The 22,255-nt window shown below is 67.3% G+C and carries 21 protein-coding genes; 8 read left to right on the top strand and 13 right to left on the bottom strand.

What is annotated here, in order from left to right; all coding sequences use genetic code 11:
* Positions 1-18 precede the first annotated feature (18 nt).
* Complete coding sequence (locus AC5P7A_RS18090; RefSeq protein ID WP_014647478.1) at positions 19-948, top strand: LysR family transcriptional regulator; 930 nt, start codon at positions 19-21, stop codon at positions 946-948.
* A gap of 93 nt (positions 949-1,041) precedes the next feature.
* Here AC5P7A_RS18090 and AC5P7A_RS18085 read toward each other — a convergent pair whose 3' ends face one another.
* Both AC5P7A_RS18085 and AC5P7A_RS18080 read right to left on the bottom strand, forming a co-directional pair.
* On the bottom strand, positions 1,042-2,499 hold the full coding sequence (locus tag AC5P7A_RS18085) for an amidohydrolase family protein (protein ID WP_111205577.1): 1,458 nt from the start codon (positions 2,497-2,499) through the stop codon (positions 1,042-1,044).
* Between the two features lie 51 nt (positions 2,500-2,550).
* Entirely contained in the window at positions 2,551-3,252 is a 702-nt protein-coding gene (locus tag AC5P7A_RS18080; protein ID WP_495220425.1) for an ankyrin repeat domain-containing protein, read from the bottom strand.
* A gap of 122 nt (positions 3,253-3,374) precedes the next feature.
* On the opposite strand from AC5P7A_RS18080, the gene AC5P7A_RS18075 reads away from it, so the two are divergent.
* Positions 3,375-4,256 carry a LysR substrate-binding domain-containing protein gene (locus tag AC5P7A_RS18075; protein ID WP_046431153.1) on the top strand — a complete coding sequence of 294 codons (882 nt, stop codon included), beginning with the start codon at positions 3,375-3,377 and terminating at the stop codon, positions 4,254-4,256.
* A 208-nt stretch (positions 4,257-4,464) separates the two neighbouring features.
* Positions 4,465-4,902 carry a DUF3806 domain-containing protein gene (locus tag AC5P7A_RS18070; protein ID WP_495220424.1) on the top strand — a complete coding sequence of 146 codons (438 nt, stop codon included), beginning with the start codon at positions 4,465-4,467 and terminating at the stop codon, positions 4,900-4,902.
* A 77-nt stretch (positions 4,903-4,979) separates the two neighbouring features.
* Here AC5P7A_RS18070 and AC5P7A_RS18065 read toward each other — a convergent pair whose 3' ends face one another.
* Positions 4,980-6,080: an amidohydrolase family protein gene (locus tag AC5P7A_RS18065; protein ID WP_495220450.1), complete on the bottom strand. Its 1,101-nt coding sequence runs from the start codon at positions 6,078-6,080 to the stop codon at positions 4,980-4,982.
* Between AC5P7A_RS18065 and AC5P7A_RS18060 the strand changes: the two genes are divergently transcribed.
* Both AC5P7A_RS18060 and AC5P7A_RS18055 read left to right on the top strand, forming a co-directional pair.
* Positions 5,964-6,299, top strand: coding sequence for a hypothetical protein (locus AC5P7A_RS18060; protein ID WP_495220452.1), 336 nt, complete (start codon positions 5,964-5,966; stop codon positions 6,297-6,299). The two genes, AC5P7A_RS18065 and AC5P7A_RS18060, sit on opposite strands and share 117 nt — an antisense overlap.
* Positions 6,300-6,324: 25 nt before the next feature.
* Positions 6,325-6,966 (top strand): hypothetical protein, encoded by a 642-nt coding sequence (locus AC5P7A_RS18055; RefSeq protein WP_049440926.1) that lies wholly within the window; start codon positions 6,325-6,327, stop codon positions 6,964-6,966.
* Between the two features lie 80 nt (positions 6,967-7,046).
* Here AC5P7A_RS18055 and AC5P7A_RS18050 read toward each other — a convergent pair whose 3' ends face one another.
* On the bottom strand, positions 7,047-9,773 hold the full coding sequence (locus tag AC5P7A_RS18050) for a TonB-dependent receptor plug domain-containing protein (protein ID WP_495220423.1): 2,727 nt from the start codon (positions 9,771-9,773) through the stop codon (positions 7,047-7,049).
* Between the two features lie 179 nt (positions 9,774-9,952).
* Between AC5P7A_RS18050 and AC5P7A_RS18045 the strand changes: the two genes are divergently transcribed.
* Positions 9,953-10,588 carry a GNAT family N-acetyltransferase gene (locus tag AC5P7A_RS18045; protein ID WP_075076513.1) on the top strand — a complete coding sequence of 212 codons (636 nt, stop codon included), beginning with the start codon at positions 9,953-9,955 and terminating at the stop codon, positions 10,586-10,588.
* Here the strand turns inward: AC5P7A_RS18045 and AC5P7A_RS18040 are convergent.
* Entirely contained in the window at positions 10,585-11,364 is a 780-nt protein-coding gene (locus tag AC5P7A_RS18040) for a CDP-diacylglycerol diphosphatase (RefSeq protein WP_046431172.1), read from the bottom strand. The two genes, AC5P7A_RS18045 and AC5P7A_RS18040, sit on opposite strands and share 4 nt — an antisense overlap.
* A 68-nt stretch (positions 11,365-11,432) precedes the next feature.
* Positions 11,433-12,092, bottom strand: a complete 660-nt coding sequence (locus tag AC5P7A_RS18035; RefSeq protein ID WP_142234897.1) for a decarboxylase — start codon at positions 12,090-12,092, stop codon at positions 11,433-11,435.
* A gap of 169 nt (positions 12,093-12,261) precedes the next feature.
* Here AC5P7A_RS18035 and AC5P7A_RS18030 point away from each other — a divergent pair, with 169 nt between their 5' ends.
* Positions 12,262-12,558 carry a hypothetical protein gene (locus AC5P7A_RS18030; RefSeq protein WP_014037553.1) on the top strand — a complete coding sequence of 99 codons (297 nt, stop codon included), beginning with the start codon at positions 12,262-12,264 and terminating at the stop codon, positions 12,556-12,558.
* A 69-nt stretch (positions 12,559-12,627) separates the two neighbouring features.
* Here the strand turns inward: AC5P7A_RS18030 and AC5P7A_RS18025 are convergent, their stop codons facing one another.
* The 7 genes from AC5P7A_RS18025 to AC5P7A_RS17995 all read right to left on the bottom strand — a co-directional run bounded on the left by AC5P7A_RS18025 (position 12,628) and on the right by AC5P7A_RS17995 (position 20,505).
* Entirely contained in the window at positions 12,628-13,512 is an 885-nt protein-coding gene (locus tag AC5P7A_RS18025) for a hypothetical protein (RefSeq protein WP_478405963.1), read from the bottom strand.
* A gap of 111 nt (positions 13,513-13,623) precedes the next feature.
* A complete protein-coding gene (dld, locus tag AC5P7A_RS18020) occupies positions 13,624-15,324 on the bottom strand; it encodes a D-lactate dehydrogenase (RefSeq protein ID WP_495220422.1) in 1,701 nt (566 codons plus the stop codon).
* On the bottom strand, positions 15,321-16,460 hold the full coding sequence (lldD, locus tag AC5P7A_RS18015) for an FMN-dependent L-lactate dehydrogenase LldD (RefSeq protein ID WP_014647492.1): 1,140 nt from the start codon (positions 16,458-16,460) through the stop codon (positions 15,321-15,323). The genes dld and lldD overlap by 4 nt, the downstream gene beginning before the upstream one ends.
* A 4-nt stretch (positions 16,461-16,464) precedes the next feature.
* On the bottom strand, positions 16,465-17,229 hold the full coding sequence (gene lldR, locus AC5P7A_RS18010) for a transcriptional regulator LldR (RefSeq protein WP_014647493.1): 765 nt from the start codon (positions 17,227-17,229) through the stop codon (positions 16,465-16,467).
* A 53-nt stretch (positions 17,230-17,282) separates the two neighbouring features.
* Positions 17,283-18,941, bottom strand: a complete 1,659-nt coding sequence (gene lldP, locus AC5P7A_RS18005) for an L-lactate permease (protein WP_495220421.1) — start codon at positions 18,939-18,941, stop codon at positions 17,283-17,285.
* Positions 18,942-19,164: 223 nt separating this feature from the next.
* Complete coding sequence (locus AC5P7A_RS18000; protein ID WP_014647495.1) at positions 19,165-19,617, bottom strand: MgtC/SapB family protein; 453 nt, start codon at positions 19,615-19,617, stop codon at positions 19,165-19,167.
* A 129-nt stretch (positions 19,618-19,746) separates the two neighbouring features.
* Entirely contained in the window at positions 19,747-20,505 is a 759-nt protein-coding gene (locus tag AC5P7A_RS17995; protein ID WP_014647496.1) for an SDR family NAD(P)-dependent oxidoreductase, read from the bottom strand.
* A gap of 394 nt (positions 20,506-20,899) precedes the next feature.
* Here AC5P7A_RS17995 and AC5P7A_RS17990 point away from each other — a divergent pair, with 394 nt between their 5' ends.
* Complete coding sequence (locus AC5P7A_RS17990) at positions 20,900-21,853, top strand: helix-turn-helix transcriptional regulator (protein ID WP_049407541.1); 954 nt, start codon at positions 20,900-20,902, stop codon at positions 21,851-21,853.
* Positions 21,854-22,255: the final 402 nt, after the last annotated feature.

The raw sequence follows: 22,255 nt of genomic DNA, 5'->3' as shown, positions 1-22,255 counted from the left end.
ACTTCATACGTGACACGCATGAATGACCTCGCCACCGGCGCCGATCGCCTGGATCTGCTGCGCACCTTCCTGCGCATCGTCGATGCCGGCAGCCTGTCTGCCGCCGCCGTGCAGCTGGGCACCACCCAGCCGACGGTCAGCCGGCGCCTTCAGGCACTGGAGCGGCAGCTCGGCCTGCGCCTGCTGCAGCGCTCCACCCATGGCCTGCAGCTGACCGAAGATGGCCTGCGCTGCCAGCGCCATGCGCAACGCGTGGTCGACGAATGGGAGTCGCTGCAGGCCGAACTGCACGGCGAACCGGAAACGCTGCGCGGACGCCTGCGGGTGATGGTGCCGCATGCCTTCGGCCAGGCGCAGCTGCTGCCGACCATGCTCGCGTTCCTCGCCCAGCACCCACAGCTGAGCCTGGAGTGGATCCTGGAAGATCGCCGCCCGGATTTCATCGCCGAAGGCATCGACTGCGCGGTGCGGGTGGGACCGGTCGACGAACCGCGCATGGTCGCACTGCCGCTCGCCGAAGTGCCGCGCATCGTCGTGGCAGCGCCCTCGCTGGTGCAGGCCACCGCGATCAGCACACCAGAACAGGCGCAGGCACTGCCGTGGATTTCACTGGTCACCTACTACCGCGAACGCCTGCTGCTGCATGACGCGCAGGGGCGTGCGCATACCCTTTCGATCAGCCCGCGCCTGCTCAGCGACAACCTGTTCGTGGTGCAACAGGCCGCATGTGCTGGGCTGGGTGCAGCGGTGGTCTCGGCCTGGCTGGTGGCCGGAGACCTCGCACAAGGGCGGCTGGTGCAGCTGCTGCCGGACTGGCAGGCGCCGGCGCTGCCGGTACACGTGGTATTTCCCGCCGCGCGCCAGCAGCCGCCACGGCTGCGCGCCTTCATCGATGCGATGAAGGCCGCACTGCCGCAGCTGCACGGAATGCGGCCGGCACCGCGTTAGGTCACTGGCCGCATCATCCACGCATGGCGTGGATTCCGTCCAACCCCATAGGGTCGGATCCCTTCCCACCGGGAAGGGCTCTGACCCTGTCGATCACTGCGTCTTCGCCGCCTCGGCATTCCACGCCGCCACCTTGGCCTTGGTATCAGCCAACATCTTGTCCAGCGCGGCGCGGTCATACACGTTGCCACGCAGGATCACGCTGTCGATCTTTTCGGTGGCGGCAATGTCCTGCAGCGGGTTGGCGGTCAGCAGCACCAGATCGGCGGCCTTGCCTTGAGCAACACCCCCGTAACGATTCATCTGGCCGAACCAGGCCGGGCCGGAACGGGTCGCCGCCGACAGCGCCTGCGGCGCGCTCAAGCCTTCCTTCACGAACAGCTGCAGCTCCTGGTGCAGGGCGATGCCCGGGAAGTTGAACGAGTTGAGGAAGCCCGCATCGGTGCCGGCGATGATCGTCACGCCGGCTTCCTGCAGCATCGGCAGCACGGCGGCCACCTGGTGGTACTGCGCATGGCGCGCTTCGATCTGCGCTGGCGTTGCCTTGGCGGCACGTTCAACGCGCCACTGGTAGGTCGCGCGCAGGCCCGGGCCGATGTAAGCCAGGTACGGATCGTTCGCGTGGTCATCCTGGTCAAGGAAATCGAGGATGCGGCCACCGTTGAGGGTCGGGGTCACGAACACGCCGCGCCTGGCGAAATCGCGGTAGGCACGCATCGCCGTATCGCGGTCGAAGCTGGCGTCGAGGCGGCGGTTGGCTTCGGCGCGGTCGATGCGGCCGGCACCGAAGTCGCCGGCAATCTGCGCCTCGTCCTTGCTCCCGGCCTTGAATGCGTAGTCCAGATGCTCGATCGAGGCCAGCCCGGCATCGACCGCCTGCTCCACGGTCAGCGCCATCGGGATGTGCCCCGACGCCTTGAATCCGGCATTGCGCGCGGCACTGGCCGAGTACAGGAACAGTTCCGGCTTCAGCGTGCTGTCGGTGATCTTCACGAAATCGACCTTGTCGTGCTGCAGGCGGGTGATCGCCTTGTCGACGTCGGCCTTGCTGCCCACTTCGATCGTGCCCTTCCAGACCGGCTTGAGGCCTTCGATCTTCGCGCCCGAGCTGAGCAGCCGCGGACCGAACAGCGTGCCCTTGGCAATTTCCCCGCGCCACTGCAGCACCTGCTCGGGAAGGTCGCCGGAACAGTCACGCACCGTGGTGATGCCGTGCGCGATGTACAACGGCAGCAGTGCCTTGTTCTCTTCGATCAGCGCCGGGCCACCACCAAAGTGCACGTGCATGTCCCACAGGCCCGGGATCAGGTACTTGCCCTTGGCATCGATCTGGCGGGCCGCACTCCATTGGCTGCGCAGCTGCGCGTCCGGGCCGACGGCGACGATGTCCTCGCCACGGATCACCACGCTCTGCCCGGCCCGGGTACTGGCGTGCTCGACATCGACCACGGTGGCATTGCGGATCAGCAGGTCGGCGCGCTCGCCGGCAGACGCCGACAGCGGTGCCACCGCAAGGAGGATGGCAAGGGACAACGGACGGGAACGGAACATGGACAGCATCCTGATGGGCACGCCCAGCGTGCGGGTGGACGGGGTTTGCATTCAGCGCACCGCGCCGTGCTGGCGCAGCAGGGTCTCAATTCCGGTATAGCCGCGCTGGCGCGCATGCGCCAGCGGCGTCACGCCGTCGCCGTCGGCCAGCTCCGGGTCGGCACCGGCCTCCAGCAGCAACTGCACGATCTGCAGGTGGCGCGCACCGCCATCGCCGAGCAGGATCGCTTCCAGCAGCGCGGTCCAGTTCAGGCGGTTGACATGATCGACCGCCACACCGGCACGCAGCAGCGTGCGCACGGTGGCGACATGGCCGCGCTCGGCGGCCGGAATCAGTGCGGTGCCGCCGTAGCGATTGGTACTGCGCAGATCGGCGCCATGCGCCAGCGTCATCGCCAGGATCTCATCCAGGCCGCGCGCGCCGGCATACAGGTAGGCGCTGTCCTGCAACACATCCTTGGCATTGACGTCGGCACCGGCTTCGATCAGCTCGCGCGCGGCATCCAAGTTGTTGCCCTGCGTGGCCAGCAGCAACGCCGTGCGACCCTGGCCATCGCGCGCCTCCAGCGTGGCGCCATCCTCTATCGCCTGCCGCACCGCATCGGCGTCGCCGCGGCTGGCGGCATCCCGCAGGCGCGCGTCTGCGTCGGCCCGGGACGTGGCGGTGCAGGCGGGGGTGACCATGGCCAGCAGGCACAACAGCAGCACGCGCGTGAACGGCGCAGGCCAGCCAGCGGAATGATGGACGCGCATGACAGTGTCTCCTCATGTCCGTCGCCACGGAACGCCGTGCGACGGTAGCAACAGCCGGGCATTGCCGGCCCCTGCCCTGCATGGTAGAAGTCGGCCTGGGTATCCAGAAGTGAAATGTTCAAATGCAAGACAGTGCCAAATCGAATAGAACCCTGTTCGAACTGGACCTGCTGCGGGCGCTGGTGATGGTGGCCGACTGCGGCAGCTTCACCACGGCCGCCACCCGCCTGCATTCGACCCAGTCCACGGTCAGCCAGAAGGTGCGCCGCCTGGAAGAGCTGGCGGGGCATCGCCTGCTCGAGCGCGGCCACCGCGACGTGCATCCCACCGACGCCGGCCACACCCTGCTCGGCTATGCGCGGCGCATGCTCGACCTGAACGAGGAAATGGCGCAGGCGCTGGCCGGCGCCACCGTGGAAACCGCGGTGCGCATCGGTGTCCCCGAGGACTTCGTCAACGCGCAGACCACACGCATGCTGGCCGCTTTCAGCCGCCGTCACCCGCAGGTGAAGCTGGAAATCAGCAGCGGCCTCAGCCGCGACCTGGCGCACGGCTTCGACCACGGTGAACTGGATCTTGTGCTGGTCAAGCAGCGGCGCAACAGCCGTCAGGCGGTGCACTGCCGCCGCGAGCCGATGCACTGGATCGACAGCCTGCGCAGCAGCTGCCTGCAGCAGGACCCGCTGCCGCTGGTCACCTTCCCGCCGCGCGGGCTGTACCGCGACGAGATGATCCACGCCGTGGAAGCGCTGGGCCTGCGCTGGCGCATCGCCTTCACCAGCTCGTCGCTGAGTGGCATCCAGGGCGCCGTGGCCGATGGCATCGGCATCAGCCTGCTGCCCCGCCGCGCGGTCGCCCGCGATCATCGCATCATCGATGGTGAGCGCGACCTGCCGGTGATCGACAACTACGAAATCGGCCTGCTGCATCGTGCGGACGCCGACGATGCGGTGCGCGCGCTGGCCAGCGAGCTGTGGCGGCAGGTGCAGCGCGAACCGGATTGACCACTGCAACTGCGGTAGCGTGGGCCGCTGGCCGGCAGCCGCGACGGCAACATCGTCCCGCGTGGGGTCAGATCCGTTTTCCGAAACGGATCTGACCCCGAAGCGAAATCCGCGCATTGACCATCGAAAGCTGATCACGCCTGTCGCGCGGAAGTCACGGCTCTGCCGCTAGAGTGCCCCCTGTTTCCGTGCTCCACGGCATCGTGTCATGTCCGACGAAATCCCCGCCCGCTTCGACCCCCTGCCCGCCGCCCTGCAGACGCACCTGCAGCACCAGCGCTCGCTGATCGCCGCGCGCGTCGCCGCCGGCTTCCCGACGCTGCCGGTGCAATGGCCGCTGGCGGCCAGCACGCTGCAGCGCGTGATCGATGCCGAGCTGATCGAGCCTGACGACTGCGATGGCTGGGAAGCGCTGGGCGTGGCGTTCGGTGACACCCTGGCCCAGCGCGTGCCGGGGCTGGCCTGGATGCAGGTCACCGGCGCCTGGGGCATCGATGCAGTGCTGCGTTATGCCGACAGCAGCCTGCAGATCGGCGCCAGCACACTGCTGCTCAAGCGCGTCGAACAGGGCGAAGTCATCGACATCGCCCACCTGCTGGCGTGGCTGGAAGCGTTCGTCGCTACCCGCGCCGACGATTACGCCTGACGACACATCGAGATGGATCCATGCCATCCGTGGATGAATGAGACCACGCGATGGCTCCCTCCACGCACGGCGTGGATCTACAACCAGCGGCCGTCAACCACCACCCGGCGCTCCACCGGCACCCCGGCCACGGCCGCCGGGCCATGGTCGGCACGCACGGCCACGAAGGTCGCCGGCCGGCCTTCGGCAATGCCATGCTGCGGCAGGCCGATCACCTGCGCGGCATGGGTGGTGAGCATGTCCAGCGCCAGCATCAGGTCGGCATCGGTGTAGAAGCCGGAACGGTAGCCCAGCAACATCGCCCGCTGCAGCAGGTCGCCGTTGCCGTAAGGCCACCAGCAGTCGCGGATGTTGTCGTTGCCGGCGAACACGCGCACGCCCGCATCATGCAGTGCGCGCAAAGGCGGAAATGGATGATCACCCGGCGCGTTGCTCATGATCGCTACGCCCGCCGTCGCCAGCGCCTCGCCCACCTGCAACGCGCGCGCCAGCGGCACGTCGCCCAGCGAGTAGGCATGACTGACCGCCACCCGCCCCTGCAGGCCAGCGGCACGGGTCCGCGCGGCAATGCGCAGCAACTGGGCCAGTCCGGTTTCGCCGGGCTCGTGCAGGTGGATGTCCAGGCGCACGCCATAGCGCTCGGCCAGGCCGAACAGCAGTGCCAGCTGGCCTTCAGCATCGCCATCCAGCGTGGTCGGATCGATGCCTCCCAGCACCTCCACGCCCGCTGCAAGGGCCTGCTCAAGCACGGCGGCGGTACCCGGACAGGACATCACCCCGGCCTGCGGGAACGCCACCAGCTGGATCCGCATGATGTCGGCGCAGCGCAGCGCGGCCTCGCGCACTGCTTCGAGATGACGCATGCCGGTGCTGCCGTCGACATCGACGTGACAGCGCATCGCCACCGTGCCGAAGCGGCTGCACTGGCGGATCAAGGCCTCGGCACGGTCCACCATTGGCGCCGCGCCCGCCACCGCGGCCTTCTCCACCGCCAGCCGCTCTCGCAGGCTGTTCACCGGCTGATGCGGGTGCCAGCGGTCGCCGAAGAAGCTCTTGTCGAGATGAATATGGCCGTCGACCAGGCCCGGCAGGACGGCACAGCCCTGCAAGTCGACGGGTTCCGCACCCTCGCGCGGCGCAGCATCACCGTTGAGACCACTGATACGACCGTTGTGGATGTGAAAATGCAGCGGCGCGCCCTCGCGATCAACCGCGCCATGGACGAACTGAAGCGTCATCGGAAACTCCCGGAAAGCCAAGTCATGGCGCCATCCTGCGCGCTGGCACTGCCATCGGCCAACGAAATATCTGGATGCCATACATTCATCAGAACGATGAATGCCGCCGCGACGGCGGCTCGCAGCCACGCCGTGCACACGCCTGAACGGGTACCATAGGCACCTGTTTCCGCTGTGATGCCGCATGGGCCCGTCCGACCGCCACGATCGTCTCCGCCGCTGGCAGGCCGCGTCCCTGCTGGCTGCTGCCCCGATGGCCAGCCTGTCCGCCACTGATGCGGCCGCCACCGCGCCGCTGCAGGCGCCGCCTGGCCAACAGCGCATCGCCCCGGCGGCGCTGGTCGAGCGGCTGCACCAGCGTGTGCTTTCCGGGCAGAGCGCCACCGCCACCCTGGAACACTGGTGCGCCGAACACGGCCTGGCCGAACAGGCGCGGGTGCGCGCGGTGCGTGTACACGGCCAGGACAAGACAGCACCGGCCGACGTGCTGCAGGCACTGGGTGCGAAACCCGGCACCGCCCTTCGCTACCGCCGCGTGCAGCTGGTCTGTGGCAGCCGCGTACTCTCCGAGGCCGACAACTGGTACCTGCCGGACCACCTCAGCCCGGCCATGAACCAGGTGCTGGACAGCACCGACGAACCCTTTGGCCGCGTGGTTGGCCCGCTCGGCTTCCAGCGCCAGACACTGGCTGACCAGACCTTCTGGCCACCGCGTGGCGAAGGCGACCGCAGCGTGATCCTGGAAGTGCGCGCCCTGCTGCGCGATCGCCAGCAGCAGCCCTTCAGCTACGTCATCGAGTCGTACCTGCAGCAGGCACTACCCTAGGCCACCGGCGCCCGCCATCACAGCGGACATCGACACAGCAGAAGGCCCGGCATTGCCGGGCCTTCTGTTTGCCAGCCGGATCAGCGGAACCGGTAGTCCAGCTGCAGCCAGTACTGGCGGCCATACGGGTCGTAGTTGCCAACTGGATAGAACGGCCAGCCGCCACCGTTCCTGTCCGCCGGCGGGCGGCTGTCACGCAGGTTGTTGACGATCACGCCCACCGACAGGTTCTCGCCGAACTGGCGGAACACGCTGGCGTTGTAGGTCATGTACGGCGCGATGCGGCCACTGCCATCGGTCTTCGGCAGTGAACCGAAACGGTTGCCGTACAGCGTGGTGGTCCAGTCACCCTGGTTCCAGGTGATGCTGCCATTGGCCTTGCTGCGCCACTGGTAGTCATCCAGCGAATTGCGGATGTCACGCTCCGGATCATCGGAGAACTGCCGGTACGTGTGCTCCAGCACCACGGTATAGGCCAGGCGCGTAGTGAAGCGGCCATAGCGGCCGGCATCGAAACGCCAGTTACCCTTCAGGTCCAGGCCACGCACCGATTCGGAGGCCGCGTTGATCGGATTGATCAGCACGCGGGTCACCTGGTCCGGCTGCACGGTTGCAGTGGACGGGTTGCGGATCACCCGCGACAGCGCGTCCTGGCACAGCGGTGAACCGATATCGCGCGCTTCCCCACCCAGCGTGCGGCCCAGGCGGCAATCGGCTTCGTCGCGCAGGATGCGGCTGGTATCGAGGCTGGTGACCTCGTTGTCGATGCGGATGTCGTAGTAGTCGGCACTGAAATCCAGGCCGGACAGCGGCGACCAGACCACGCCGAAACCATAGGATTTCGCGGTTTCCGGCTGCAGCTGCGCGTTGGCGCGGTTGCTGTAGTCGATCGACAGGCCGTTGTAGTCGCAGTTGTCGTACGACTGGCCTGCGGTGCGGCAGCGCCAGTAGTCGGTCATGCCCGGGTTGTAGCCGCGGGTCTCGGTCGCGAACACATAGTTCATGTCCGGCGCACGGAAGCTGGTCGCAGCAGAGCCGCGGATCAACAGGCTCTCGATCGGGCGGAACTCGACGCCGAAGCTCCAGGTCGCCTTGCCGATGTGCTCGCCACCGGCGCGATACTGGTCATAGCGACCGGCCAGCGTCGTGGTCAGCGATTTCAGCAACGGCAACTGCAGCTCCACGCCGGCCGCATAGCGGTCACGATCACCGCCGGCACCGATACCGGCGCTGGTGTTCCAGAACTCGCCCGTGCCCAGTCGCGGGTCCGGGCGGTTGCGGTAGCCCTGGCTGCCGGCCTCGACCACCGCCGCCAATGCAGCGTCGCCACCGGGCAGCGCGAACAAACGGCCGTTGACGCTGGCGCTGAAGGTCTGCAGCCACGCCGCATTGCGGCTTTCCTGGTAGCCGGACAGGCCCTCGTATTCGCCCGGGGTCAATGGTTTGAACAGGCGTGCCGGGTCGGGCGCATAGACCTCAACGCCATTGCGTACGCCCAGCTTCGGACCGAGCAGGTATTCGTTGATGCCGGCCAGCAGCACCGGTCGGCGGGTGCGGTTCTCGTAACGCGAGCGGCTGTAGACCGCTTCGTAATCCCAACCGCTGTCGCCGATCTGGCCACGTGCGCCGACATTGAACGACCACGAGTTTTCCAGGAAGCGGTTGGCATTGCGCGGCAGGCCGCCGATTTCCTCCGGCGCGAAGCGGCGGTACCAGCTTTCCAGGTTGCCGGTGCCCTGGTTGTAGAAGTAGTTGCGGGCCGAGGTCCAGGTCGGTGCACGCGTGTTGTTGTAGATCCGCGCGCTGCCCACGGCGACATCGGCGAACAGGTCGGTGGTCTCGTTGACGTGGAAGGTCAGCAGACCGTAGCCGTTGAGATTGCGCTTCTGGGTCTGTACGGTCCAGTAGCTGGCGGCGGCCTCGTTGCTGCCGCAGTACCAGCCCTGGCGCGGGTTGTTGGCACGGAACACGCTGCCGCCATAGATGTCCGACGCGGCGTCGCAGCCGTTGACGCCCGGATCGATGTTGCGGCCGGTGGCAGCATTGCGCCGATAGGCGATCGCGGTCGCCTGCGGCACCTTGCCGGCCGGGTCATCGTCCAGCGAATCCATGAAGTCGCGCTGGCGCGCGTGGATCGCCTTGCGCACGTCGAACTCGAAACCGAACAGGCCGTCCCAGCGCTCGCCGGAACTGCCGCCCACCACCTGCACGCGCTGGTTGTCACCGCCGCCCTGCTGGGTGCCGCCGGCGCGCACGTTCACGTCCACGCCTTCAAAGCGGTCCTTGAGGATGATGTTGACCACACCGGCAATGGCGTCGGAGCCGTACACCGCCGACGCACCGGCAGCCAGCACTTCGATGCGTTCGATCAGGGCGCTGGGAATGTTGGCCAGGTTGACAACGTTCACCGAGCCTTCGTAGGCCAGCGGGTAGTCGGCCTGGCGACGGCCGTTGACCAGCACCAGCGTGCGGTTCGGACCCAGCCCGCGCAGATTGATGGTGTTGGCGGCCGGCGTGAACGTATTGCCGAAATCCTCGCCCTGCACGTTGCCGGTGTTCTCGGTCAGCGCGCTGAGGGCGTCGAAGGCATTGCGGTAGCCCTGTGCGTCGATCTGCTCGCGGCTGATCACCGTCACCGGCGAGGGTCCCTCGACACTGGCACGTGGAATGCGCGAGCCGGTGACCTTCACTTCCTGCAATGTGGTGGGCGCGCTTTCCTGCGCGAAGGCCGGCAGCGAGGCCAGCATCAGGGACGACAGCGCGAGCACCAGCGGACGCGGGCGCATCGCCTTGTGGGGGGCGGACATGGGCTTCCTGGGGGAGTGGGCGGGTGGTACGGGAGCCGCAGCCGGTACGACATATAACGATCCCGTAACGAAAGTGTCCTGAATGGGTGGTTTCAACGGAAATGACCAGCCCTGATGGGCTTATGCCTGAACCGAATCAGACGCGTTTACGGCACCACCCCACTTTTGCAATGAATTGCATGGCCTGGCGCGTCAGTGATGCGCATCGTGCCGGGATGACCAACAGCGCCCCTTCCACCCACTTCGCCCCACTACGACCCGTCCTGCGCCGCCACTTGCTCCACCTCCAGGCCACGCCCATCACCCTGCGTTCGTTCCAGCGCACCGACCTGCCACGCTGGCGTGCCTTCGACGACCGTCGCCAGCGCGGCCAACGGCCGTCCTACGGCATTGATGAAGAGGCGCGGTTCCTCGCCAGCGTCTATCGTTCACGCCTGCAGGAAGACAACGACCTGCTGGTGCTGGGTGTGTTCGACGACGTGCAGGGCGTACTGCACGACCAGCTGCATATCCGCCTGCAGTCGCTGCACTCGCGCTGCGCCGAGCTGCAATCGCTGCAGCACCGGCACCCCCATCCGCAGGCGGCACTGCGGGCACTGTGCCCGTTCCTGTTCGACGATGTCGGCCTGCACCGCCTCTTCGTGCTGCTGCCGCCAGGCTGCACCAGCCCGTTTGCCCAGGCGCTGCAGGCCCATGGGTTCATCCGCGAAGGGATCCTGCGCGACTACCATCTGGACGCGCAGGGATGGCATGACCGTCAGCTGCTGGCGCTGACCGCGTCGGCCTGGCGCAGCTGCCAGCAGCCGATCGGCTAGCGCACCCGCTCCAGTGCCGCACCGGCACCGGTCAAGACCGTGCAGGCATGGTCCTGTAGTTCCTCGCCGCTGGCATCGTTGCCGCTGGCGGCATCCACGCGGGTAGCCAGCAGGATGAAGCCGGGGCCGCCCTGCACCTCGCCGCGCCCGGCCACCACCAGGCTCCACTGGCCCACATCGCCCACGCCGCTCAGGCCATAGGCCAGCAGATTGAGCGGATTGGCGGTCAGTTCTGCACCGGGCAGCAGATAGGCCTGGTACTGATGCCCGCGCAGCGGCACCGGAAACGGTGACCAGCGCGGACCGAGCGCACCGGCATGTGCATCCAGTGCCTGCAGCACATCCGCGCGCAGGCAGTCGACATGGATATGCAGCTGGTGCTGCGAGCGACCGTGCGGCGAATTCAGTGCCAGGCTGGCCACGCTGCGCGGCAGCGGCCGGCCCAGGGCCTGTTCGGTATGCCCGCGCGCCTGCCAGGCGGCCGCAAAATAGTTGGGTACCCCACGCTGGTACAGGCCGTGGCTCTCGATGCCACTGACCTTGTCCAGCGGCATCAGCAGGAACTGGTAGTCACCGTGCGCATCCTTGACCAGCACGTCGCGGCGGTCGGCCGCCGTCTCCACCCGCAGGCAACTGCCACGCGGTCCTTCCACCGCCTTGCAGTCACGCTCGATCAAGCGCCACAGCGCATCGGAATGGGCCGGCGGTGGAGGTGGCGCGCTGGCGCAGGCGGACAACAGCAGCAGGGACGACAGCAGCAAAGGGCGCAGGGACACGGCAGCAACTCACGGAACAGGCACGGCAGACGGCGCCGCGCTGCATTCTAGCCAGTGCAGTGCTGCAGTCAGTAGGTGCCGAACGGCACTTCAACCACGAACGGGGCCTCGCCGTCGCCGCCCTGCAGGGTGTAGCGGTCCAGCGCGCCATCATCATCGGCGTGCGGCTGGCGCTGGAAATGCACGGAATAACGGTTGTCGCCCAGCAGGACGGCACTGCCATCGTCCTCCAGGGCGGCGCCCTCGGGGATCAGCAGCCCACCCAGGTCGCTGTAGGCCCCGGGCACATCGGCGAAGCCGTAGTCTGCCAGTTCGTCCACACGCTGCATCGCATAGACATGCGGCAGATAAGGACGCGCCGGGCTGCGGCCATTGCTCAGGTCGGTCACCCAGGCCTGCGGCAGGTGGTACTGCTCGCGCAGCGCGGCCACGCCCAGCGACGGGCTGGCCACCTGCAGGCAACACACCGCCCGCTTGCCTTCACGGTCGAGGACGGCGAAACGGTCGCCGCGGGTCGCCGCCTGCGGCAGCATGGCGAAGGCCAGATTGCGCTGGGCCGGCGCGTAGCCGGCCTCGGTCTGAAGGTTGCGCCACGCGCCGAACACCGGCGTTTCCGCGGCTGCGGCCGGCACTGGCTCGGCGGCAGTGGCGGCACACGCCACGGCCAGCACCGATACTGCAAGTACCGTCATCGCCCTGCGCTTGTCGCGGAAACTGTCTGCCGTCATACCGTATCCAGCACCTGCACCGGAATGGCCCGGCCTGCCCGCTGGCGCGATGCCAGTCATCCCTCCCACTATGCAGTGGCTACGCCGTGCCGGCAATGACCGGGGCGCTGACGCCTTTCGCGCGCCGGGTGCTATCGTTCCGCCCATCTTCCCTGCGCAGGAGCGCTGCATGTCCGCCTTCCGTCTGTCCCTGTTGCTACCCGCGTCGGCCCTGCTGCTGTCGGCCTGCGTCAGCACCCCCGGTCCGCAGGTCAAGGGTACCGGCCACTGCGACGCCAGCCAGCTGGGCTGGGCAATCGGCCAGCCTGCCAATGAGCCCAACATCCGCCGCCTGTCCAGCGAAAGCGGTGCCGGCCTGGTCAACCCGATCGGCCCCAACACCATCACCACCAAGGACATCCGCCACGACCGCCTGCGTGTGTACGTGGACAAGGACAACATCATCACCGCCACCCGCTGCGAGTAGGCGCTGTAGAGCCGAGCCCATGCCCGGCTGCGCTTCCGTGACAGCCGAGCGCAGGCTCGGCTCTACAGCTCAGGGCTCGGTATACCCCGCGCAGTCCGGCAGCGCCTGGTCGGGGTGGAACACCCCATCACTGAAGCGGAACAACCGCGTGTAGCTGCACGCCGGGTCCTGCTCGGTGCGCAGGTCCTTCTTCTTCAACGGCCCCTTGGCCAGCGAATCCTCGAAGCGTGAGACACCGGCCGGGAACCGCGTCGCCACCGTCTGGTAGCGCAGCACCGGCATGCCCCCGGCGGCGGTATCCAGCGCCAGCCTTGCCGAGAACCCGTACTCGTCGTGGCAGGCACCGGCGCGCTGCTTCATGTCCTGCTCGCTGAAACAGGCGCGGATCATCGCGTTGCCCAGCCATGGCAGGGTCAGCACGTCGTCGTCCACCTGGATGTCATCCTGCAGGTGACGCACGCGCGCCAGCTGCAGCGTGGACGCGTCGGCACCACCGCCTGAGTACATCGTGCTGAATTTGACGATACCGCCCACCAGCACGTTCTGGCGGGCGCGCTGCCGCGGGTCGCTCACTGCCTCATCGCTGCCAACGCCAGGCGCAAGCCGCACGATCCACGGCCACAGCGAAAGCTCGCTTTCCTGCGGCACGTCGATGCTGACGTGGTAGACGTGCGGCTCGCTTTCGCCGGCCTCCCGTTCAGAGACTTCCAGCGTCGTCGGCCGATCGCCGTCCTCGGCCACCGGCTGCACACGCACGCACCAGGCACGATCGAGGGTGCAGTACTGCATGAGTGCTTCGCCCTGCCCTCCCTGTTCCAGCACCTGCCCCAGCGGCTCCATCACGTTGCCGGCGGCGTCGCGCTGCTGCGGCAGGATCGCGGACTGCGCCAGCACCAGCAGCGGTGTTGCCAGCAATGCAGCGCACAGGGTCGCGCGGGCAACGATGGTGGGCATGGGCGGCTCCTGCGTACGGGATTCCGATGGTAACCGCTGTCCGGGTGGGGCTGAGCCATGCTCGACGGCTGTCTGTCGGGAAGAGCAGCCGAGCATGGGCTCGGCTCTACATCATCCGCAGTCGCAGCCACCCCACCCTTTTTCCTTCGAGGTCTGGCCGATGCCCGGATTGAACGTATTGCTCGGGTCCAGCTGCCGATAGAACCCGGCCAGGGCCGGCTTGGCCGGGTACAGGTGGCCGACATTGTGCTCGGCCGGATACTCGGCGCCGCGCTGGTCCAGCAGCGCCCACATCGCGTGCTCGATCGCCATCGGGTCTTCGCCCTTGCGTGCGATGTAGTCCTGGTGGAACACATGGCACAGGAAGTGCCCGTAATACAGCTTGTGCAGCAGGCGGCCATCGATATCGGCCGGCAACTGCTCGAACCAGTCGGCATCATCGCGGCGCAGGGCGATGTCCAGCGCCACGATATCCTGCACCTGGTCCCGATGCACTTCGCGGTAGCGCACCGCCGCGCCGGCCACCGCGAAGCGATGCAGGAACGCCTTGCGCCCCTCATCGGCCGTGCAGTGGAAGTAACCACCCTCATGATCGGCGAAGAAGCCGCGCAGCCAGGCCTCGGTTGCCGCCGCGTCCTGTGCGGAGACCTTCAGCAACAGGTGATGCTCGTAGCGCTGGCGGAATTCACCCATGCGCCGGGGCAGGTGCGAGGGCAGCAGGCCGGTCAGCACCTGCATCACCCGGTCGGTCACCCCGCGCAGGCCCAGCCGCTCGAACCATCCATCGACCCGGCTCTTCAATGCGAACGCGGCGGGCACACGGGAAGTGCCGAGGCGGTCGATCAACAGGAAGCTGTCCTTGCCGTAGCGCTCGCCGATGTCATAGGCATCGCGGTGGATGTACTCGCCGGCAATCGGCAGGCGCTCGAAGCCGGTCAGCAGCTGGCGCCGGATCGCAGTGAGGCTGTCGGTGCGGTTGCTGCCGATGTAGAAGACCTCGGCGGGCTCCTTTTCGAAGGTATCCAGGCGCACCGCGAACACCGCCAGCTTGCCGGCCGAACCGGCCGCTTCGAAGTGGCGGCTGGGGTCGGCGTTGAAGCGTGCCGGCGTATCGGCATCGACCCGGCGCACTTCCTCGGCGTAGCGTGGATCAGACGCGGCGCGGCCATCGCCGTCACCCACGTCGTCAGCGGCATAGTCACCGGCCTGCAGGCGCTGCAGGATCTGCTCGGGCGTATCACCCAGCGCGATGCCGAGGTGGTTGACCAGCTGCAACTGGCCCTGCGCATCGACCTGCGCATACAGCGCCAGCTCGGTATAGGCCGGGCCACGGCGCACCAGCGCGCCGCCGGAGTTGTTGCAGATGCCGCCCAGCACCGAGGCGCCGATGCAGGAGGAGCCGATCACCGAATGCGGTTCGCGGCCCAGCGGTGCCAGGGTCTGCTCCAGGCGGTCGAGCGTGGCGCCGGGCAGGCACAGCACCTGGCGGCCCTCGTTCAACAGCTGGATGCCGGTCAGGCGCAGCGTGCTGACCAGCACGATCGGGCGCCCATAGTCGTCCCCATCCGGGGTCGAGCCACCGGTCAGGCCGGTATTGGCCGCCTGCAGGATGATCGCCGCTCCGCCCTGCACCGCTGCCTGCAGCACATACCACAGTTCCAGCAAGGTACCTGGGCGCACCACCGCCAGCACCGGGCCATCGCCGAAGCGGTAGCCACGACGGAAGCGGCGCGTGGTCTTGTCGCCGGTCAACACATGGCGGCTGCCGACCGCGTCGCGCAACTGCGCCAGCACGGCGTCATGGCCACTCATGGCAGGTTGACCAGCGAATCGCGGCTGATGTCGGCGATGCGGCGCGCGCCGGTCAGTGTCATCGCCACGCGCATCTCCTTGGCGATCAGGTCCAGCAGGTTGGCCACGCCGGCCTCGCCCTGCGCGGCCAGCGCATAGACGAAGGCGCGCCCCAGCAGCACGGTATCGGCCCCCAGCGCCAGCATGCGCACCACGTCCAGGCCGGTACGGATGCCCGAATCGGCGAGGATCTTCAGGTCGCCCTGCACCGCATCGGCGATGGCCGGCAATGCACGTGCGGTAGACAGCACGCCATCCAGCTGGCGACCACCGTGGTTGGAGACCACGATGCCATCGGCACCGAACCTGACCGCATCGCGCGCATCATCCGGGTCGAGGATGCCCTTGATCACCATCGGGCCCTTCCAGAACTCGCGGATCCACTCCAGGTCCTTCCACGAAATGGACGGATCGAAGTTGCTGCCCAGCCAGCCGATGTAATCCTCCAGCCCGGTCGGGTTGCCGCGGTAGGTGGAGATGTTGCCCAGGTCATGCGGACGGCCGAACAGGCCGACGTCCCACGCCCAGTGCGGATGGGTGACGGCCTGGCCGATGCGGCGCAGCGAGGCATTCGGGCCGCTCATGCCGGAGTGTGCGTCACGGTAGCGCGCGCCCGGCACCGGCATGTCCACGGTGAACACCAGCGTGGTCACGCCGGCGGCCTGTGCCCGCTCCAGCGCATTGCGCATGAAGCCACGGTCGCGCAGCACGTACAGCTGGAACCACATCGGCCGCTGGATGGCCGGTGCCACTTCCTCGATCGGGCACACCGATACGGTGGACAGGGTGAACGGGATGCCCCGGCTGTCGGCCGCGCGCGCCGCCTGCACTTCACCGCGGCGGGCATACATGCCGGTCAGGCCGACCGGCGCCAGCGCCACCGGCATTGCCAGCGTTTCGCCGAACAGCTCGGTTTCCAGGCTCAGGTCGGACATGTTGCGCAGGATGCGCTGGCGCAGCGCGATGTCGGACAGGTCGGAAACGTTGCGCTTCAGCGTGTGCTCGGCATACGCGCCGCCATCGATGTAGTGGAACAGGAACGGCGGCAGCCGGCGTTGCGCTGCGGCACGGTAATCGGTGGAGGCGGAGATGATCATGGGGTCAACCGTGTGGGGAAGGCAGGCGCGAGGCCCGCGCACGCCGGGCTTCGTTGTCATCGAGCGTGCGCAGCGTGGTGTGCACGAACTCGAGGTGGGCATGCGCGGCGGCGCGCGCGCGTTCGGGGTCGCCGGCCAGCACCGCATCCATCATTTCGCGGTGCTGGTCGGACAGGGGCGAGAAGGTCCTCGCCGAGGTGTAGAGCTTCTCGCGGCTCTGCGAGATGTTGGTCTGCAGCAGTTCGAACAGGCCGCGCATCACCTGCAGCAGCACCAGGTTGTGGGAGGCCTCGGCGATGGACAGGTGGAAGGCCGCGTCAGCCTCTGCTTCACCGGTGGGGTCGTCCTTGCCGTGCGCGTCCATCATGGTCTGGAAGGCCTGCGCGATGCGCGTACGGTCCTCATCGGTGGCTCGCAGCGCCGCATGCCAGGCAGTGGCACCTTCCAGCGCGTGGCGGATCTCCAGCACGTCAAAACGGTATTCCGGGTCGCCCTGGAACAGCGGCAGGTACGGCGCCAGCGGTTCATCCAGCGCCTGCCGCGCGCGCGCCGCCGGTTCGGCCACGTAGGTGCCGCCACCGATGCGTGCGGTCAGCAGGCCCTGGCTGGCCAGCTGCGCGATCGCCTCGCGCAGCGCGGTGCGCGAGACCCCCAGCTGCACCGCCAAGGTGCGCTCGGCGGGCAACCGGTCGCCCGGCCGCAGCCGCTGTTCCTGCACCAGGCCGCGCAGCTGCGCGGCCACCCTGTCCGAAATACGTTGCGTGCTCATGGCGCCATTGTGGCCCGAAGCGCACAGCGGGTGGTCGGCCAGCCATGCATGGCTCAGGGAATCATCCAGGTCAGCCAGTAGGCCTGGGCCAGGGTGATCAGGCCGACCATCGTGGTGAAAATCAGGCTGTGCTTGACGGTGAAGCGGAACAGGTCCGACTCCTTGCCGGCCAGGCCGACCGCCGCGCAGGCAATGGCAATCGACTGCGGCGAGATCATCTTGCCGGTAACGCCACCGGTGGTGTTGGCCGCCACCAGCAGCACGTCGGATACGCCGATCTGCTGCGCGGTGGTGGCCTGCAGCGCCGAGAACAGCGCATTGGACGAGGTATCCGAACCGGTCAGGAACACGCCCAGCCAGCCCAGGAACGGCGAGAAGAACGGGAACGCATCGCCGGTGTGCGCCAATGCCAGCGCCAGTGTTGCCGACAGGCCCGAGTAGTTGGCGATGAAGGCGAAGGCGAGCACCATGCCGATCGAGTAGATCGGCATGCGCAGCTCACGCACGGTTTCGCCGAAGGTCTGCAGCGCCGAGCGGGCCGGCATGCGCAGTGCGATGATCGCGATCACCGCCGCAAGGATGATCGCGGTGCCGGTGGCCGACAACCAGTCGAATTTGTAGATCGCCTCATAGCTGAGCGGCGCGTCGACGATCGGCGGCATCTTCTGCACCCTCTGGTCCAGGCCCGGCACCGGGAGCTTGAGCACCCAGCCTTCCAACGGGCCGCCTGCCGCGAACAGCGACTTGAACGGCCTGATGCTCCACAGCGTGACCATCGCGGTGAGGATCAGGAACGGCGACCACGCCTTGGCGATCTGGCCGACGCTGTAGCGTGGTGCCTCCAGTGCCTGCGCGGCCGCCTCGGCGCTGGTTTCGGTATCGAAGCGGAAGATCCGTGCCGGCTTCCAGCGGCGCAGGAACAGGGTCAGGCACACCAGCGACGCCAGCGAGGCGGTGATGTCCGGCAGCTCCGGGCCGATGAAGTTCGAGGTGAGGTACTGCGCGATGGCGAACGAGCCACCGGCCACCAGCACCGCCGGCCAGGTTTCCCTGATGCCACGCCAGCCATCCATGATGGCCATGATCCAGAACAGCACGATCACAGTCAGGAACGGCAGCTGGCGGCCGGCCATCTGGCCGATCTCGAATGCATCCAGGCCGGTGACCTGCCCGGCCACGATGATCGGAATGCCCATCGCACCGAACGCCACCGGCGCAGTGTTGACGATCAGGCACAGGCCGGCGGCATACAGCGGCTTGAAGCCCAGCCCGACCAGCAGCGCCGCCGTGATCGCCACCGGCGCACCGAAGCCGGCCGCGCCTTCCAGGAAGGCACCAAACGCGAAACCGACCATCAGCATCTGCAGGCGCTGGTCTTCGGTCACCGACAGGATCGAGGCGCGGATGATGTCGAACTGACCGGTCTTGACCGAGACCTTGTAGAGGAACACCGCGCCGATGATGATCCAGGCGATCGGCCACAGGCCGTAGACGAAGCCGAAACCGGCCGCGCCCAGCGCCTGGCTCAACGGCATGCGGTAGAACAACAGGGCCACGCCAAGCGCGATGGCCACGGTGATCGTGCCGGCCAGCCAGCCCTTCATGCGCAGCACCGCAAGGGCAACGAAGAAGAACGCGATCGGCAGCAGCGCGATCAGGCTGGACAACCACAGGTTGCCGGCGGGGTCGTACAGGTGTTGCCAGGGCTGCATGAAGGCTCTCGACTGGGGCGGGATGTGCTCCACCGCAGGCGGTGGGTCGCCGTGGCTGTCGACTATTGGTCGTACCAATAATGATTTCGATCAGACCACTTGCAGCGGATTTAACCGCCGCTCCGACGAAGTGCCTATTAGACCATAGGGCTAGACTTCATATTGGTCCGACCATTACGGCTCTCATGGTAGTGGCGGCCGCTGGCCGGCAACTAGACCTTCCCTACGGAATCCTTTTCTCCAACCGCCGCATCACCGCCAGCACCAGCACGCACAGCACGCTCACCCCGATGGCGATCACGTACTTGCTGATCCCCACCGCAATCCCGATGGCCGCTGCCATGATCAGCGAGCTGGCCGTGGTCAGGCCGCTGACCTGGTCCTCGCGTGACCCACGCAGGATGGTGCCAGCGGCAACGAAGCCGACACAGGCCACCACCGCTTCGATCAGGCGCACCGGATCGACCTGCAGCAGGTCGCGGTAGCGCTCCTGCTGGAAATGCTCGGCCACCGAGTCGCCGAGGCCGACGATCAGCGCAGCGGCCCCCGCGATCAGCATGTGCGTACGCAGGCCAGCGGCGTGCTTGCCCATCTCGCGCTCGACGCCGAGCACGCCGCCAAACAGCATCGCTGCGGCTACGCGCAGCAGGATCGAGACATCCTGGGTGAGTTCCATGGTCAAGCTCCGGGGTTTTCCCGGAGCGTCGCGTGGCCCCCGTGGCACAGAGGTGAAGGCCACGCCACAGTCCGTTCACCCGGTAGCGCCGGGCGACACCCGGCGGCACCGCACCCTGCGTTCAACGCATCACTGCGCCAGGTAGCCACCATCGATGGCGTAGTACGCGCCGGTCGCAAACGAGGCGTCGTCGCTGGCCAACCAGGCCACCAATGCCGCCACTTCCTCGGCCGTGCCCAGCCGCTTCAGCGCGTGCCGTCCTTCCAGCGTGGCGCGCACCTTCGGGTCCATCTTCTCCAGCAGCGGTGTGCTGATGAAACCCGGACCCACCGCGTTGACACGGATGCCGTCGGCCGCATGTTCCCACGCGGCGGTCTGGGTCAGCCCGACCACGCCGTGCTTGGCCGCCGCATAAGCGGTGGAACCGGCATAGCCCACCTGGCCCAGGATCGAGGCCATGTTGATGATGCTGCCGCCGGTTCCAGCGGCCCGCATTGCCTGGATCTGCGCACGCTGGCACAGGAACACACTGGTGAGGTTGACGTCGATGACCCGCTGCCAGCCCTCGATCGGATAGTCGCCGCTGCTGGCCGCCGGCCCGCCGATACCGGCGTTGTTGACCGCCACATGCAGGCCGTCAAGTTCCTTGACCGTGCGCTGCACCGCCGCCTCCACCGCTGCATCGTCGGTGACGTCCAGCGCGATGCCGATGGCCTGTGCGCCGGTGCTGCGCAACTGCGCCACGGTGGCATCCACCGCATCCTGCTTGAGGTCCCAGACCGAAATACGGGCACCGGATGCGGCCAGCGTCTGTGCCACGGCCAGGCCGATGCCCGACACGCCGCCGGTCACGATCGCGGTCTTGCCGGTCAGCTGGTAATCAATCATCTGCATTCTCCATCGGTGGGGGTAGCGATGCGGCGCGCGGCCGCCAATCCATCACCTTACGCCGGCCGCTGTGACGAGCAGACCAACAGCCTGTCCGCGGATGATCGTTCCAGCAATGAAACCTCAACCGAAGTTCATGTAGGGAATCAAGTACGGATATAGCGGCAAAACGCTGGCGTATGTCCGGCACCCCGTTCAACTTGGCCGTAATGACCAATCGGTTTGACCGTATTCAAATCCCCTGCGAATGATTCGCAGCGACAATGGGAAACGTTTCCAGTTTCTTCGACACATTTTTTCCAACCTGGCGTTTTCCGGCCTTCCAGGCTGCCCGCTACGCGGGGCAGCACATGGGCCATGGTGCCAGCGCCTCCCCTCCTGTACGTGCCGAGCGATGTCCCGATACTTCACCTTTGCCGATTACCGCCGCTTCGGCCAACGCCACGGCTTCGATTACCGCGCTGATCCGGAACACCTGCGCGACGACCAGTGGGCCGGCCGCGGCGAAGTCAACGAACAGTTCATGCGCGGTGGCATGAGCCTGATCGCCTCCGACGTGCATAACCGGTTCCCCTATGTGGCGACCGCGCAACAGCGGCCCGGGCTCGCCATCCGCGTGATGCTGCAGGGCCAGGTCGACGTGCGTATCCCGCGACGCGGAAGTTTCACCCTGCGTGCCGGCACCGCGATGACCGCCCACCATCGCGACCAGATCGAGATGACCGGGGCGCACCCCGGCGAAACGCGCCTGCGCGGGGTCAGCGTGATCGTGCCGGGTGGCATCGACGCGGATGTTTTCCAGATGCCACAGCTGGAAAAAGCGCTTGGCACGCACCTGGAATGCCGCCACTGGGCCATTCCCCACGCCATGCTGCCGGTGCTGGGCCAGTTGTTCGACAGCCCGTGGCAGGACGGCATCGACGCGCTGTGGCGCGAAGGCGTGGCATTGCAGCTGCTGGCCCTCGGCCTGCAGGCCGAGGATCTGCAGACCGACCCGGTGCGCACGCTGCGTGCCGGCCAGCGCGAGCGCCTGGAACGGGTACGCAGTTACCTGCATGACGACCCCAGCCATGCACACAGCCTGGTCGAGCTGGCCCGGCTGGCCTGCATGAGCCCCAGCTCATTGCGCCGCCATTTTGCCCAGCAGTATGGAAGTTCGGTGTTCGACTACCTGCATGAACAGCGCATGCGCCATGCCGAACAGGGCCTGCGCGAAAACGGATGGACGGTTGAGCAGGCCGCCGCCGCCAGCGGCTACCGCCACCCCAGCAACTTCGCCGCCGCGTTCCGCAAGCGCTTCGGTCTGGTCCCCAGCCGCTGGCGTACGGGCCCCTCGAAGGTGGGGTGAGGATCCCCGCTCCGGTAGGTGTCGACCTTGGTCGACACGCTCCTGCACCGTCGCGGATGCCGGCCAGCGGCCGGCACTACCAAAGCCGCCTGATTCGACATGCCATGACTCAGCCTCGGTAGGTGTCGACCTTGGTCGACACGGTCCTGCATCGTCGCCGATGCCGGCCAGCGGCCGGCACTACCAAAGCCGCCCGATTCGACATGCCATGGCTCAGCCCCGGTAGGTGTCGACCTTGGTCGACACGCTCTCGCGCCGTCGTGGATGCCGGCCAGCGGCCGGCACTACCAAAGCCGCCCGATTCGACATGTCATGACTCAGCCCCGGTAGGTGTCGACCTTGGTCGACACGCTCTCGCGCCGTCGCGGATGCCGGCCAGCGGCCGGCACTACCAAAGCCGCC

Source organism: Stenotrophomonas sp. YJH_SMC_65 (assembly GCF_059369475.1).
Note: the sequence above shows the minus strand (reverse complement) of the source record. Positions and strands in the feature narration are given on the sequence as shown.